Origin of the sequence: Stenotrophomonas maltophilia group sp. msm1 (assembly GCF_032025805.1) — a bacterium.
Taxonomy (GTDB): Bacteria; Pseudomonadota; Gammaproteobacteria; order Xanthomonadales; family Xanthomonadaceae; genus Stenotrophomonas; species Stenotrophomonas hibiscicola.
In genome coordinates this window covers 1,268,795-1,283,262 of the sequence record NZ_JAVSKH010000001.1, presented here as the reverse complement: position 1 = coordinate 1,283,262, position 14,468 = coordinate 1,268,795, and the positions used below count along the sequence as shown (strand labels likewise).

The following is a 14,468-nucleotide window of genomic DNA, read 5'->3' as shown; positions in this document are numbered from 1 at the left end:
ACCCTAGCGCTGACACCACCGACCACTGGTGAACACTCCATGATAAGAAGCTCAATTCTGGCCGCCACATCCAGTGCAATTCGACCAGCGAAGGGAACTACATAACACAACGTCCTCACCCGCCACCTGCTTCCGGAAATACTCTTCGTAGCCCCCTGAAAAGCACGAATCCGCGCAAATCGAAGCGCCACGATAGTTGTCAAGAATGAACTCTGGTCTCGCATTATCATCTACAATGACCACGCGCTTTCGATAATCCGGTGGCATATCCAGCAACGCCATATCAAGTGGTGTCCTACTGACGGCCTTTATTGAAATCAACCGTCCACCCTTCAGATCAACTACAGACTCGATCGCGGATCTGTTTGCCAGCCCCCAGTAATCGACCTCAAATCGTCGCTTCCAATCAGAGCCCGCAAGAAGGTTGAAGTAGACCTTCTGCAGGGGGTGCGCCATCACCATCCAACCGATCTGCACGGCGAATAAAGATAGGCGATCGCCAGTTCAATCCTCTCGCCCCGACGCACTATTTGGACCAACGCAGAAGCAGTACCAATCGCGGCCAGAACTAGGACTGCCGGCGGCGTGGTTATTGCTATCCAGACCGGGAGGTTGTGCCAAGGAAGATCAGTCGCTTGGTACACACGACCGAGGTAGAGGACCTCATTATCCCACCGGAGATGCGCCATTCGTTCAAAAGCGAAATGAAATTCCGAACAGGCGCCCCCCCAGAGGAATGGAAACATTACGTAGACGGCAGCCGCAGTGCAAAAGGTGTAAAGCAGGAACAACCTGAACACATGGCCGCCGGATCTCTTTGCCTGTACCATCTGAATAACAAGTAGAATAATAGTCAGGGGCAGAAGCACGACCCCCATGATTCGGATATCGATAGCAAACCCCGTGGCCACTCCATGGAGGACCATTGCTTCGACACGCCCGGAAATCAGCACCCTCGTCAACGTCCACGTCGATATGGCCATTGCAGCCATGAACGCAATATCCTTGGAATTGTAAAACGACTCAGCAAAAACTCTGGGAGAAAGCGCCATTAAAATCGCCGCTGCGAGCGCGACGGCCTGGTTCGCGTATGCAAGCCGGGCTGTTCGATAGATGGCGAAAACACCCAAGGCAGAGAGCACCAATGTCAACAGATGCCTTAGCGGCCAGATCCGCTCCCCCTCTACCCCAGTCAACCGCTCTGCCGCGGCAAGCGGAAGCTCAAAGGCTACTGCATAATCTCTGTCCTGCCACGTTGAAAGGTCGGGTATCGATCTGAGCTCCTCCTGCAAAGCTCCCGAACCCACCACGCCATCAACATACTTGAGGTTGACCAGTCCATTCATCCGGGACGTTGGCTCATCCCAAGAGACAGCGTAATCCGAGTAAATCAGGACTCCCGCCAACAGGTAGACCACGAAAGCCGCTGCAGCGAAATACCTTCCTGAGACCCGCATCCCTCCTCCCCTGACCGCATGAATGAGGCCCGCAGAGGCTGGAGCCAACCGCGTTCCCTCAGCGGTTCAGCGGGGTTGAGGCAACCGTCATTCCCTCGTCGCTGAACCAGAAAACAGTCTCCTGAACCAAATTCGCCTGCAAGGTTCCTGCCCCACGGTTCAATCCACTGGCGTGGAATTCCACGTTGGCCGATTCACCCGGCGCCAACTGTAGCATCAAGTCCTGGCGGGTATCCCATCCCGGGGGTGCCTTGTCCTCACCGGGCTGCACGACCCGCCATGAGAGGCGAACATTGCGTCCAGCCACCTCAAGGGTACTGATGTCCTGGGAAGATCCGTTATGGATAGTTACAGTGACCCTCGCCCCGCCCTCATCATAGATCACACTTGCGATTGCAATGCTGACATTGCGCGCGACCCCTGCCGGGATCCGGCCCGAAAATCGTGCCAATCGTCCGCCAACGCATTCTTGCTTGGGAACCATCACGATCCTATCCAGAAGCTGCTGCGCCTGAGTCGCATTCACTCGCCCAAACTGAATCTGTGTGCGGACGAAACTCTCCGCGCTTTCACAGCTTCCAGCCACGCCAGCGCCAGGCGGCACGTAGCCGGAATATCCATTAATGGAAGCCATTCCATGATCCTGAGCATAGATCATCGCGTCCAGGTCATCGAGATATGGAGAATCTGATGATCGATCCGCCATGATCACGCTCCCGCGAACCGCCCCGGCAGGCACCCTCGATTCAAAGTTCGCCTGTCTGGCCCGCCAGGCAGCGAAGCTTGCGTTGCCCGCCTCAAAGGTACTTGACTCTGCAACCAGAAGAACGACCGCCAGCAGACCTCCAATGCAAAGACGAAGGGCACCGCGTCGCTCAAGAAGCGTGAGAACACGCTGGAAACCAATACCTGCAAGGATACCGAGAGGCACGACCATGACCAGCATCACACGGGTTACAGCTCGTATTGAGTCGATCCCAGGAACGTGCAGGAAGAGTCGATAGATGGAGAAATTACTAACATTCAGGGTTCCAGCCACCAGCAACAGTAAGGACACAAACGCCAACCGGCCAATATCGGTGTACTCGATCCTGCGAAGCGCAACCAGTGCACCCACCAAACAGAAGAGCAGAACGCCCACTCCGATGAAAAGCTGATGCTCATGCCGCATTGAAATGTCGGTGATCGATCCGCCGACAACATGGCTTAGCTTGGAAAAATCTGAAATCAGGTAGCTCCAGACCCTGGGGAGCATACCGAGAATCTCATCGCGAGGTCGCTCAAACCCATGGGCGAGCGTGACTTGCTTGTATTTTGCGAGCAATGCAAACACAGCCGCGCCGCACACAAGTACTACGGATGCAGATGCTAGCGTCCCAAACAAATTGGTTCTACTGACACTCTGCATGACGCTCCGGCGGATAGCCCCTGCCTTGCCCAGTAACAGCCAGCCGACAACCATCGCGATCAGAAGATAGACAGCGAAGACACCGGTATAGATTGCACAGTAGAACTGCGCCATGAGCCAGACGGCAGTCCACGCCAGAGATGACGTTTTTCCTGACTCCAACCAGGCATAGAAGGTGACAAATACCAACGGCACGAACATGCGAAACGCAAATTGCGCGTGGGCCTGCTGGGCCAGAACCGGGAGGGAGAACGCGAAGACAAACGCAGCAGCCGCGGCACCTGAATGCCTGAGCTTCAAACGTCTGAATGCGACGTATGCAAGCACATAGTTCAGAATACCTCCAAGCATCAACCAGAGCGCAAGCGCCGGCTCCCGCTCAAACCCAAGAAGGCGAAGCAGGGCATAAGGAAGAATAGAACCGAAATGGTTATCGCTGAGCGCCAGGACGTCCTTCACAGGATAGAAGAACCCCGGACTCCACAGAGACTCTACGTCTCCTCGCAGCCATTGATAGACGTGCTCAAGCACCACCGAGTTGAATCTTGCGTCGATCAGATCGCCCGGCACTGCCGTGAGATAAGAATTTGCCCTCAATTGATAGAAGGCGACACCAACAAACAGGAAAAGTGTGAATGCAATCAGGCCCCTAGCCTTCTCGCAACCGACCGAAATTGCATTCATCAAGAATCTCTCTTCGCTAACACACTTAGACTCTACGAATGGCGGAAATGCACGTTGCATAAACTTTCAGGCAATCAAGCCCGACCAATGCAGTCCTTTAACCGCCTACCAACGGAGCAACGCGCCAGCGCACTCCTCCTCCGCAACTGTCAACGACGGCGCATGATTTTCATGAACCCGTTTCGAAAACTCGAATTTGAGTACTTGGCCACGCTCTGACGGGCCCTCTCGGCCAGTTCGATCTGCGCTCCGGTTCCGTACAGCGCCATCAAATCTCGGGTTTTCAAGCGCAGGTCATCCGCACTACGGAAGTGGAATCCGTCGACGCCATCTGTGACGATTTCCTTCGGCCCCCCCATAGGAACAACGATTGGGATTGCACCAGCAGCCATCGCCTCGCATGCTGTCATGCCGAAGTGCTCCAGCTTCTCCGGTTCGATAGTTTCCGACTCACCCCAGCCAGCACCATGCCAAAAGATCGAGGCCACGGAGTACTCCTCCAGCAACTCTCTGGCAGTAAGGTTGCCCATGATTCTGATAGGGTAACCGCAAGCAAGCTCATTCACCCGCTCAAAGTACTCTCGATGGGCGGCTGTATCCGCATGTACACTGCCCGCGAGGTGGTACTCCCACCCCTCTGGCACCATGCCAGCGTCGCACATACCCCTGAAGGCACCAATGAGTTCCACGTGCTTTTTGTTATGCCCACCGGCAAAGAAACGCCCGACGCTCAGGATTACCCTTTTCTTGCCGTCGAGTTCAATTCCAGCGAATCGTTCGGTATCGATCGGGGGCGGTAGAACATCCGCTTTACGCGCCCAACGCTTCTCTACCCAGGCAGCCGTGAATTCTGAATTGGCCAACGGTACATCGTAACTGTCGATAAAAGGGCGCAGGTCTTTCGAGACATGGCCTCGAACGAGCTTTCTTGCATTATTAGCAATACGCCTAAAGCGCGGAAATCCCTCGCGACTCAACTTTCCTGCCGCCCGCTGCAGGAAGCGAGCGACGCGTGAGCTTTCAACCAACTCGTGGGGGAAGAACACCAGATAGATCGACCTGGCTGCCTGCGAGACCATCGACGAACAATAGGTTGAATTGATGAACAAGTCATAATCAGCACTTCTGGGCGCGAGCTCGGCGCACGACTGTGCAGGCCAGTCCACCCATCGCGCGCCATCAAGCTTCAGATTCATACGCTGGCAGAACTCGACCTCATCAACTGGACCAACGCGAATCAGGTCAACCTCGTAGCCCTCAGACAACAATACTTCTGCGATGGTTCCGACGTGCTTCTCGCCACCGCCCATCGTGGACCAATAGCGATTATAGATACCAACTTTCATCGTGCTCTAGCCCCAATCATATCAGTCGCGCGCAAGTGTCCGGTCCAGCGGTGCAGCAAGGCCAGGGGGGCGAGCTTGAGCAATCCATACTGGATGCGAAGTCGAAGACGAAGCTCTGCATTGCATCTCTCGTTCCGGAATCCGCGCCGCACCGCAGCGACGGACGCCCGCAGGCACCGGGCGAACTCCCTCGCATATGCGGCTGCCGCTACATATACATGAGCATGCTTGATCTTGATCAAGACGTGGTTTCTCGACACATAAAAGATGAACGTCGGTGACCATTCGACACTGGACCCGGTATGTACATGACGAACCACACTATCAGGAACATAACGGAGACTGCCTCCCGCCTTGCGAAGACGCCAGCAGAGATCTGTATCCTCGTAATACATGAAGAAGCTGGAATCGAACAAGCCGGCCTCGATCAATGCCGATCGCCGCATCAGCATCGATGCACCACACAGCGCGTTGACGTTCTCAGCGGCGTCAAACTGGCCGGTGTCCACCTCGTAGATGCCACGATCGCCAGCTTCACCGCTGTCATTCAAGTTGGTTCCAGCATTGTTGATCACATCAAACGCCAGACCCGTCAGGAAGCTTGCATCACAGTCAAAAACGAATTCTTTGAAGCCTGTCTCAAGCCGCCCAGATGCCAGCTGACGCCCGCCTGCCTTGACAGTAAACTCGCCGCCCCCTCCCATCTCAGAGCCAGAGAGCACCAGCTTCAACTTGAAACTTCCGCCCGTCGGTTCTGGCGGCAAAGGGATTCGTAGCGTTGCGTCACCATTTGTCCAGTTGACCTTTCTGGAACCGTGATACTCCGGACCCCAGAAGCCGTCGGAATATATCAGCTTTCGGTAACCACTTCCGATGAAGCAACTCTCATCGTCAACAAGCACGCCAAGTTCTCGAGTGTCGCCCGAACCACCTGCTTCGCTCGGGCGGAATGCCCCGCTCTGGATGTTGAGCTCGACATACCGCCGGAAGAAAAGAATCTTCGATCCAGCAGCTGATGCCGCCGGATGGGACATCAGCTCCTCGACCAAAGCCGAGAGCCACAGCGGATCGACTACGGTATCGTTGTTGATCAGCCCAATCAGCTCACCATTTGCGTGGGTCATGCCAAGGTTGTTTCCACCTGCAAAACCCAGATTTTTCCTTGATTCGATGATGCGAACCCAAGGGAAGGCAGATCCAACATAGCCCACGGAGTCATCAGACGACGCATTATCGACGAAAATTACTTCAAATCGGGGATACTCGAGCTTCTCGATGCTCTCCAAGAGCGGCTGCAGGAAACGCTTGCCATTGTAATTGACAACAATAAGGCTCACCAGAGGGAGAGATTTCTCGAACTGCGCCCTTTTAGCTTGTGACACCTCATTGAGATGACGCTGCGCCTTCTCTTCATGGACAGCATAATCACGCGCACCCTCCATACTCCGCAGCATCTCCTGATACTCAGCTGCGACCTTATTTACTTCAGCCTTCCAATCACTGTCCTCGGCCAGAAGCGCCTGGTCGCGCTCAATTGAGATTCGTTCAATCTCCATCCTATAATCTGCGGCGACCTGCTCAACTCGCTGTCCCCACGCCTGATCCTTGTCGACAAGCATCTGGTCGCGCTCAAGAGCTATCCTCGCAATCTCGCACTGATAGTCATTGGCCACCTGTCGAACGCGCGTCTCAACGTAGCCAGCAACCTCAAACACGGACTGAGGTAACCGCGGGATCTCCCCCGCAGACGCAAGCGCAACGAAGTAGACGGGCTGGCGAGGCATCTGCGCATTCTGCGCTTCTTCAAGAAGCCCGCCCTCTTCGCTCCAGTAGTGGCGGATCGCATCGGCACGATCCGAAGCAACCGGGCTGATCGGCCTGATCCGCCCGATCATCGAAGCCATGGTGGTGCGCTGACCGTAAAGTTCGAAGGCTGGGAAGTACTGAAGAATCAACTCCTCGAGCTCGGCACGATCCAACTCCTTGACATGGAATTCATTGTGGAATGCCGGTTTCTCCGAATACTCGACACGATCCGGACTGGATATCATCAGCACTCCGTCGGGACGAAGGACACGGACGATTTCCCTCATCATTTCATGGTGCTGATCATGGTGCTCGATTGTCTCGAAACTGACGACGACGTCGACGCTAGCATCAGGCAAAGGGATTGCTGTGCAGGAGCCGCAATGGAATTCGAGATTGCCGGACCTGTATGCGTCACGAGCGTGGTCTACGGCACCAGGATCAATGTCAACGCCAATTACTTTCTGAGCATGTCGGGCCATCAAGGCGGAGCCGTAGCCTTCTCCACATGCAATGTCCAGCACGTGCTTACCAGCAATGATTTCGCAAGCCAGGTGATATCGATGGTAATGTTCCATCTCGATCTCACCGGTCACACCCGGGATGAAGCGTTCTCCGGTGAAGTCCAGATGGTGTTCGGACATGGGCACAGAACCATTAATCACGACTTTATCTCCATTTCGATCCTGCGCATTGGTACGCCAAACAGGCCGAGACATACGGCACTCGATTGAACGTGGAGGATCAGGGCATCATGAATCCACTGGTGCTGGACATGATCAGCCTGGGTGCCTTCTGCGACCGCAGGTGAAATACTGTATTCCCCACCAGGTAATACCGGGAAGGTAAAATTGAAGGAGGCAACCAGCGTTGTTTCCGGTGGCACCTTCATATCCAGGTCTCGCTGTGACAGGTAAGTATTGTCCGCGAAGATGATCTGGCCCAGTTTATCCTTGACAACAAACCCGACAATCGGCCGATGAATCTCGTCCCTAGTCCGGACAGTGACCTGCAGAGTAACGTCCCGCCCTCCAACGGCCCAGTTAACCGGATTGCCACCAGCATCCAGCAGTTGCACAGAGGTGATGGTGGCGGCACCTGTTCCGAACGAGGCCCGGTTCTCGTCGAACTGGAAAACCTGAATGTCGTTGCGCAGATTGGACGCATCGATCAGCGACTGCCTCATGTCCACGTATTCAACAGGTGCGACCTCGACAAAGGCGTCGGTCGCAGCACGTGGCTTCTCCGCTGTTTCTTCCAACTCATCCAGAATAGGTTCAGCCGCAACCACCGGCGTGCCAGCAGATTCTGGCTCGAAAAGCGATGCAAGATACGCCTGGGACAGCTCCTTGGGCGCACCATTCATGCGGAGATCGCCCTTGTCCAACCAGATTGCGCGTTCGCAGAGATTGATGACAGCCCCCATATCATGACTGCAGAAAAGCAGAGTCCCGCGCTTCATGAATGACCGGAGGAATCTCATGCACTTCTGGGTGAAATAGGCGTCTCCTACGGACAACGCTTCATCGACGACGAGGATATCCGCATCGACATGTGCAATAACCGAGAATGCCAAGCGCACAACCATACCACTTGAATATGTCTTGACCGGCTGATCTATGAAATCGGAAATTCCGGAAAACTCAACGATGTCAGGGTAGCGCCTCTCCATCTGTTCGGCAGTCAGTCCGAACAACGCGCCACTTAGCATTACATTTTCTTTCCCGGTGAACTCAGGGTTGAACCCTGATCCCAACTCAAGAAGCGCCGCGATTCGCCCGGTTGTTTTTACCTCACCCACAGACGGACTCAACGTGCCACAGACAAGCTGCAGCAGAGTCGACTTTCCCGAACCGTTGCGACCGATGATGCCAACGGTTTCGCCACGACGCACACTGAACGAGACATCCTTCAGCGCCCAGAATTCGCGATAGTAGTGCTTGGGTTCGCCACCCAGCGCTCGATCCAGCGCGGGCAGGACGAATTGCTTCAACCTATCCTTCGGATCTGCGTAGATTTCGTAAAACTTGCCGAGGCCTGATACATCGATCACTACTTCCGGCGACGGGTCGGGCGAATTGTCAGAGGACATCAGCGAAGCCTTTACGCATTTTTTGGAATACAGCGAATCCGATGAAAGCGAAAGCGGAGGCAATCATCAAATAGACGATCAGCCCCTTGAAGTCAGGCAACTTGCCCCAGATCAAAACCTGCCGGGATTGCTCCATGATGAAGGTCAGAGGATTCAACATGAACAGCTTCTGGTATTTTTCGGGCCACGCGGACTGCGGATAGAAGACCGGCGAAAGAAACAGCATTGCAGTTGTGATGAACGTCGTTGTCTGCTTCAAATCACGAATGAATACACCCAGCGCGGCGAGGATCCAGGCAATACCGACCGCAATGACAAGCAGGGGCGTCACAACGACAGGAAAGAACACAGCCTGCCAATGCAAACCGCCGTTGCAGAGTACAAGACCCGCAAGCAGGACACATACGCTGGCAAGACAGTGAAAAAGGGCGGATCCGAGGCTGATGACTGGCAGCATCTCGAGCGGGAAAACGACCTTGGTCACATAGTTTGTATTCTCAAAAATGATACCCGGGGCGCGATTGATCACCTCGGCGAAAAGGCCATGGATAATCACGCCTACGAACATCACCAGTGCAAACTGCGCCCTGCTGTCGCCCACCTGACCATGCCAGCGCGCCTTGAAGATTACAGCGAAGACAAATGTGTAGATGAGCAGCATGAGCAGCGGATTGATGAAAGCCCAGAGCAGGCCTGCAAATGACCCCTTATATTTGCTCTGGACGTCTCTCTTTCCAAGCAACCACACGATTCCACGATTTGTCCAGAGCGAATTCAACAACGCTCCGGGAGAAATTCGATTCATCTGAAAATTTTCCCAATGAAGTCATGCGTAAGCACATGAAGTGACGCTACTGCGTTTCAACCCAGCGCCCGTTCCAGATCCACCTGCAGATCCCCCAGATCCTCCACGCCCACGCTCAGCCTTACCAGCGCATCACTGATGCCCAGCTGTTCGCGGCGTGCCACGGGAATCGAAGCGTGCGTCATCACCGCCGGATGGTTGACCAGGCTTTCCACGCCACCCAGCGACTCGGCCAGGGTGAACAGCTCGGTCTTCTCGCAGAAGCGCTTGGCCGCCTCGAAACCGCCCTTGAGGACGATCGAGACGATGCCGCCGTAGCCGCCCATCTGGCGGGTCGCCAGCTCATGCTGCGGGTGCGACGGCAGGCCCGGGTAGATCACCTTTTCCACCGCCGGATGCTTTTCCAGCCACTGGGCCAAGGCCAGCGCGTTGGCGCAGTGCGCCTTCATGCGCAGCGGCAGGGTCTTCAGGCCACGCAGCGCCAGGAAGCTGTCGAACGGGCCCTGCACGCCCCCCACCGAGTTCTGCAGGAAGGCCATCTGCTCGGCCAGTTCGGCGTTGTCGCCGACCACGACCATGCCACCGACCATGTCCGAGTGGCCATTGAGGTACTTGGTGGCCGAGTGCAGCACCAGGTCCGCGCCCAGCTCCAGCGGGCGCTGCAGCATCGGCGAGGCGAAGGTGTTGTCGACCACCACGATCAGGCCGTGGCGCTTGGCGATGGCGGCGACCGCAGCGATGTCCACGATCTTCAGCATCGGGTTGGTCGGGGTCTCGATCCACACCATCTTCGTCTTCGACGTGATGGAGGCTTCAAACGCCGCCAGATCGGTCAGGTCGACGAAGCTGAAGTCCAGCCCGGCGGTGCGGCGACGCACGCGCTCGAACAGGCGGAAGCTGCCGCCGTAGATATCGTCCATCGCCACCACGTGGCTGCCGGCGTCCAGCAGCTCGATCACCGTCGAGCTGGCCGCCATGCCCGAAGCGAACGCAAAGCCACGGGTACCGCCTTCCAGCGACGCCACGCAACGCTCATAGGCGAAACGGGTCGGGTTGTGCGTGCGCGAGTACTCGAAGCCCTGGTGCTCGCCCGGGCTGGACTGGGCATAGGTCGAGGTGGCGTAGATCGGTGGCATCACCGCGCCGGTGCTGGGGTCGGGCGACTGACCGCCGTGGATGGCCAGGGTAGCCAGGGCCAGCGCGCGGTCGGGCGAAGAGGAGTTGGACATGTCGTTTCCTGAATGGCGCCGACGTGCGGCGCCGTCAAAGGATCGGGAGTCTATCAGCGCAGCCTTAACGAGCTTTGACGCGAATAAACCGGAATTCAGCGGTGAACTGCCGTGATCGGCGGCTTACTGCACGCGACGGCGCAGATAGTTCAGCAGGTCGATACGGGTGATCAGGCCCAGGAAAGCATCGCCGTCCATCACGATCGCCACCTGGCCGCGGTCGAACACCGGCAGCAGGGCCTCGATCGGCGACTTCACGTCCAGCCGGTCCAGCTTGCTGACCATCGCCGTGGCAACCGTGTCGCGGAAGCGCGCTTCGTCGCCATAGACATGCAGCAGGACGTCGCTTTCATCGACGATGCCGACCAGCTGGTCACCGTCCATCACCGGCAGCTGCGACACGTCATACAGCTTCATGCGCTGGTAGGCGGTGGTCAGCAGGTCGTTCGGGCCAATAACGACAGTGTCGCGCTGGCCGTACGGACGCAGGATCAGGTCGCGCAGGTCGCCGTGCTGCGGGCGCTGCAGGAAGCCGTTGTCCAGCATCCAGTAGTCGTTGTACATCTTCGACAGGTACTTGTTGCCGGTATCGCAGACCAGTACCAGCACCTTCTTCGGCGTGGTCTGCTCCTTGCAGTACTTCAGCGCTGCGGCCAGCAGGGTGCCGGTGGACGAACCGCCCAGGATGCCTTCCTTGCCCAGCAGCTCGCGCGCGGTGTGGAAGCTCTCGGCGTCGCTGATTGCATAGGCTTTCTTGACACGGCTGAAATCGGAGATCGACGGCAGGAAGTCCTCGCCGATGCCCTCCACCAGCCAGCTGCCCGACTTGTCGTTGAGCACGCCGTCGTTGATGTATTCGGCCAGGATCGAGCCGACCGGATCGGCCAGCACCAGCTCGGTCTTGGGCGACAGCTTGGCGAACGCGCGCGACAGGCCGGTCATGGTGCCGGAGCTGCCGCAGCCGAACACGATGGCGTCGAGGTCACCCCCCATCTGCTCCAGGATCTCCGGGCCGGTACCGAATTCGTGCGCTGCCGGATTGTCCGGGTTGCCGAACTGGTTGATGAAGTAGGCGCCCGGGGTCTGCTCGGCGATGGTCTTGGCCAGGTCCTGGTAGTACTCCGGATGGCCCTTGGCCACGTCCGAACGGGTCAGGCGCACTTCGGCGCCCATCGCCTTCAGGTTGAAGATCTTCTCGCGGCTCATCTTGTCGGGAACGACGAGGATCAGCTTGTAGCCCTTCTGCTGTGCCACCAGCGCCAGGCCCAGGCCGGTGTTGCCGGCGGTACCTTCAACCAGGGTCGCGCCCGGCTTCAGGTCGCCACGCTGCTCCGCCGCCTCGATCATCGACAGGCCGATGCGATCCTTGATCGATCCGCCCGGGTTGGCGCTCTCCAGCTTCAGGTAGAGCTCGCAGACGCCGGTGTCCAGGCGCTGGGCCTTGACGATCGGGGTCTGGCCGATGAGTTCGAGGACGGAAGAATGAATGGGCATTCGGAGGACTTTCGATTCGCGCCGCGCAGGGCCGGACCGATGATTATCCGTCGGATGGCGATGAATGTCAGGTCGTTGCGCCGCGGGGCCGGAAGCCCGCAAAAAAGGGATGCGGACGGCCCCGGATCGACGAGGAGACCGGTGCCGCCCGCATCGGTGAGTTGTGCCTGAAGGCCAAGGCACCACCGCCTGTGGTGCCTTGGCGCGGCCGCCTCATCGGCGCTGCCGCGATGCCGGGGCAGGAGCCCCCGGCAGGGCCATCGATGGCCGGGTCACGCCGTTCCGGGCGCGACGATGTGCGTCAAAGCGTGGGGGACGTCGTTGGGAGCGGTGTTTCGTACATTCGCAGAAGACGTTGCTTGGCCAGCAGCTTCTCGCGCTTCATGCGACCCAGGGTGACATCATCGATCGGGAGTACACCCAACTCCGCGTCCATGCACTTCTTGTTCAACTTGCGGTGCTGGTCATGGAGTGCCCTGAACTCCGGATCACGCGCGCGACGTGCGTCGATCTCGCTCTGGGGCTGATCTTCAAACATGATGGACCTCCTTCGACAGATACGCGAACGCCCCGGCCGAAAGGCACGGGGCGTTGTTCATGGAGGAGCGCCGGTCGATGGCCACCTGGACGCCTGCAACGACCTGCGGCACTGGCCTGCGCACGTCGATCTGCTGCGGTTCGCGCCCTGCTTGCATCGGCCCGGCCCTCCCATCGTCCGGTCCGCGGCATTGCGTCCCGGACGATTGACCCTACGCCTGCTCAAGGCGGGGTACAAGACCCCTGCGTCAAAAAGACCGAACCCCGCCGGGGCGGGGTTCAGGCTGAATGCTCATCACAACGAAAAACAAACAATATCAATGCATTACGGGGCAATGATGACCTCGGCCGAGCGCGCCCGGGTGGACGCGGCCTTCTTGCCGCTGACCTGGATGCGGTTGCTGGCGACACCACCCGCGACCAGGGCGTCGCGCAGCGCTTCGGCACGCTTCTGGCCCACGCCGTTGGCACTGTCGTAGGCCTCGATGCGCAGGCGGCCCTTCTTGCCGATGTTCAGGTACTCGGCCAGGGCCTTGGCCTGGTTGCGGGCGCCACCCGACAGGCTGGAGGCGCCTGCGGCGAACGCGTCACCACCGAAGGTGAAGACCTCACCGCGAGCGTCGAACTTCGAACCGGGCAGCTTCTGCCCGGACACCAGCTCGGCTTCCTCGCGGGCCAGCTTGGCGGCGTTCTGCTGGGCGGCGCTGAGGCGCTGCTGCTGCTTGCCGGCCACGCTGGTCAGGGCGTTCTCGGCGTCCTGGCGGGCCAGGGTCTCGGCTTCGGCGGCCTGGCGCAACCGTTCGGCCTCCTCGGCCTGCATCTGCGCCTGCATGCGCAGCTGCTCGGCTTCCTGGCGGGCACGGGCCGCATCGCGGCGGCTGGCCTCGATCAGCAGGTCGCTGCGGGTCCGATCCAGGCGGTCGACCTCGCGCGCGGCCAGCGCGGTGCGCACGGCGGTCTCGGCAATCTCCACCCGGCGCTCGGCCAGGTACGTGGCCAGCTCCTGGTCGCGGCGCTTGGCCTTGTCCAGGGTGGCGATGGCCTGCTGGGCCTGCATGCGCTCGAACGCGCCCAGCTCAGCGGTATCCGGGTTGGCCTGGATGGCCATCAGGCGCTGGCTCAGCTGCGCCACCATCGGGTTGTCGGCGGCCATGGCCAGGGTCGGCAGCGCCAGCAGCGCGGCCAGGGTTGCGGCGGTCATCGGCTTCACCGGCGGTCCTCCCCAGTCGACAGCTGGCGTTGCAGCTGGTTGACCTCGTTGCGGCGCAGCTGCAGCTGCGCGCTGACGGTGGCTTCCTCGCTGCGAACGCGGGCCAGGTCGGCATCGGCGGCGGCGCGCAGGGCCATTGCCGGCGCATTCTTGCGCTCGCGGCGGTCGCCTGCGGCGCGCTGGGCCTGCTCCAGCCCCTGCCGGGCCAGCCCGATCAGGTCCGGGGCGTACTGGTCGGCATCGGCCTGGGTGGCCTTGTCGACCGCCTGCCGGGCCTGCGCCAGTTCCAGGGCGGCGTCCTGCGCCCAGGCGGGGGCAGACAGTGCGAATGCAAACGCCATCACATACAGGCCATGGCGCATTCGTGCGAAGCTAAGTCGTTTCATTGGGGAGGCCGTAC

The 14,468-nt window shown here is 58.6% G+C and carries 12 protein-coding genes; all 12 read right to left on the bottom strand.

Going from position 1 to position 14,468, the window contains the following annotated elements; all coding sequences use genetic code 11:
* Positions 1-51: 51 nt before the first annotated feature.
* Positions 52-456, bottom strand: a complete 405-nt coding sequence (locus ROV95_RS05710) for a hypothetical protein (RefSeq protein ID WP_151458209.1) — start codon at positions 454-456, stop codon at positions 52-54.
* Positions 456-1,418, bottom strand: a complete 963-nt coding sequence (locus ROV95_RS05705) for a glycosyltransferase family 39 protein (RefSeq protein WP_312543451.1) — start codon at positions 1,416-1,418, stop codon at positions 456-458. The genes ROV95_RS05710 and ROV95_RS05705 overlap by 1 nt, the downstream gene beginning before the upstream one ends.
* A gap of 97 nt (positions 1,419-1,515) precedes the next feature.
* Positions 1,516-3,549 (bottom strand): hypothetical protein, encoded by a 2,034-nt coding sequence (locus ROV95_RS05700; protein WP_151458211.1) that lies wholly within the window; start codon positions 3,547-3,549, stop codon positions 1,516-1,518.
* 149 nt (positions 3,550-3,698) lie between these two features.
* Positions 3,699-4,895, bottom strand: coding sequence for a glycosyltransferase family 4 protein (locus tag ROV95_RS05695; protein WP_312543447.1), 1,197 nt, complete (start codon positions 4,893-4,895; stop codon positions 3,699-3,701).
* Positions 4,892-7,345 carry a methyltransferase domain-containing protein gene (locus ROV95_RS05690; RefSeq protein WP_312543445.1) on the bottom strand — a complete coding sequence of 818 codons (2,454 nt, stop codon included), beginning with the start codon at positions 7,343-7,345 and terminating at the stop codon, positions 4,892-4,894. The genes ROV95_RS05695 and ROV95_RS05690 overlap by 4 nt, the downstream gene beginning before the upstream one ends.
* Before the next feature lie 17 nt (positions 7,346-7,362).
* The gene (locus ROV95_RS05685; protein ID WP_312543443.1) at positions 7,363-8,793 is read right to left on the bottom strand and encodes an ABC transporter ATP-binding protein; all 1,431 of its coding nucleotides are present in this window, start codon (positions 8,791-8,793) and stop codon (positions 7,363-7,365) included.
* A complete protein-coding gene (locus ROV95_RS05680) occupies positions 8,783-9,598 on the bottom strand; it encodes an ABC transporter permease (RefSeq protein ID WP_312543442.1) in 816 nt (271 codons plus the stop codon). The genes ROV95_RS05685 and ROV95_RS05680 overlap by 11 nt, the downstream gene beginning before the upstream one ends.
* Positions 9,599-9,654: 56 nt before the next feature.
* Positions 9,655-10,827 carry a cystathionine gamma-synthase gene (locus ROV95_RS05675; RefSeq protein ID WP_312543441.1) on the bottom strand — a complete coding sequence of 391 codons (1,173 nt, stop codon included), beginning with the start codon at positions 10,825-10,827 and terminating at the stop codon, positions 9,655-9,657.
* 123 nt (positions 10,828-10,950) lie between these two features.
* Complete coding sequence (locus ROV95_RS05670; RefSeq protein WP_021202680.1) at positions 10,951-12,321, bottom strand: pyridoxal-phosphate dependent enzyme; 1,371 nt, start codon at positions 12,319-12,321, stop codon at positions 10,951-10,953.
* A gap of 301 nt (positions 12,322-12,622) precedes the next feature.
* Positions 12,623-12,859 carry a YdcH family protein gene (locus ROV95_RS05665; protein ID WP_005407964.1) on the bottom strand — a complete coding sequence of 79 codons (237 nt, stop codon included), beginning with the start codon at positions 12,857-12,859 and terminating at the stop codon, positions 12,623-12,625.
* A gap of 324 nt (positions 12,860-13,183) precedes the next feature.
* A complete protein-coding gene (locus ROV95_RS05660) occupies positions 13,184-14,068 on the bottom strand; it encodes a hypothetical protein (protein WP_312543437.1) in 885 nt (294 codons plus the stop codon).
* The gene (locus ROV95_RS05655) at positions 14,065-14,430 is read right to left on the bottom strand and encodes a DUF4398 domain-containing protein (protein WP_019660954.1); all 366 of its coding nucleotides are present in this window, start codon (positions 14,428-14,430) and stop codon (positions 14,065-14,067) included. Before ROV95_RS05655 ends, ROV95_RS05660 begins: the two co-directional genes overlap by 4 nt.
* Positions 14,431-14,468 lie beyond the last annotated feature (38 nt).

What these genes read in the sequence shown, in the direction of transcription:
- ROV95_RS05710 (WP_151458209.1), bottom strand. Translation starts at nt 456, where the DNA reads ATGGCGCACCCCCTGCAGAAGGTCTACTTCAACCTTCTTGCGGGCTCT.
- ROV95_RS05700 (WP_151458211.1), bottom strand. Translation starts at nt 3,549, where the DNA reads ATGAATGCAATTTCGGTCGGTTGCGAGAAGGCTAGGGGCCTGATTGCA.
- ROV95_RS05695 (WP_312543447.1), bottom strand. Translation starts at nt 4,895, where the DNA reads ATGAAAGTTGGTATCTATAATCGCTATTGGTCCACGATGGGCGGTGGC.
- ROV95_RS05690 (WP_312543445.1), bottom strand. Translation starts at nt 7,345, where the DNA reads ATGTCCGAACACCATCTGGACTTCACCGGAGAACGCTTCATCCCGGGT.
- ROV95_RS05685 (WP_312543443.1), bottom strand. Translation starts at nt 8,793, where the DNA reads ATGTCCTCTGACAATTCGCCCGACCCGTCGCCGGAAGTAGTGATCGAT.
- ROV95_RS05680 (WP_312543442.1), bottom strand. Translation starts at nt 9,598, where the DNA reads ATGAATCGAATTTCTCCCGGAGCGTTGTTGAATTCGCTCTGGACAAAT.
- ROV95_RS05675 (WP_312543441.1), bottom strand. Translation starts at nt 10,827, where the DNA reads ATGTCCAACTCCTCTTCGCCCGACCGCGCGCTGGCCCTGGCTACCCTG.
- ROV95_RS05670 (WP_021202680.1), bottom strand. Translation starts at nt 12,321, where the DNA reads ATGCCCATTCATTCTTCCGTCCTCGAACTCATCGGCCAGACCCCGATC.
- ROV95_RS05665 (WP_005407964.1), bottom strand. Translation starts at nt 12,859, where the DNA reads ATGTTTGAAGATCAGCCCCAGAGCGAGATCGACGCACGTCGCGCGCGT.
- ROV95_RS05655 (WP_019660954.1), bottom strand. Translation starts at nt 14,430, where the DNA reads ATGCGCCATGGCCTGTATGTGATGGCGTTTGCATTCGCACTGTCTGCC.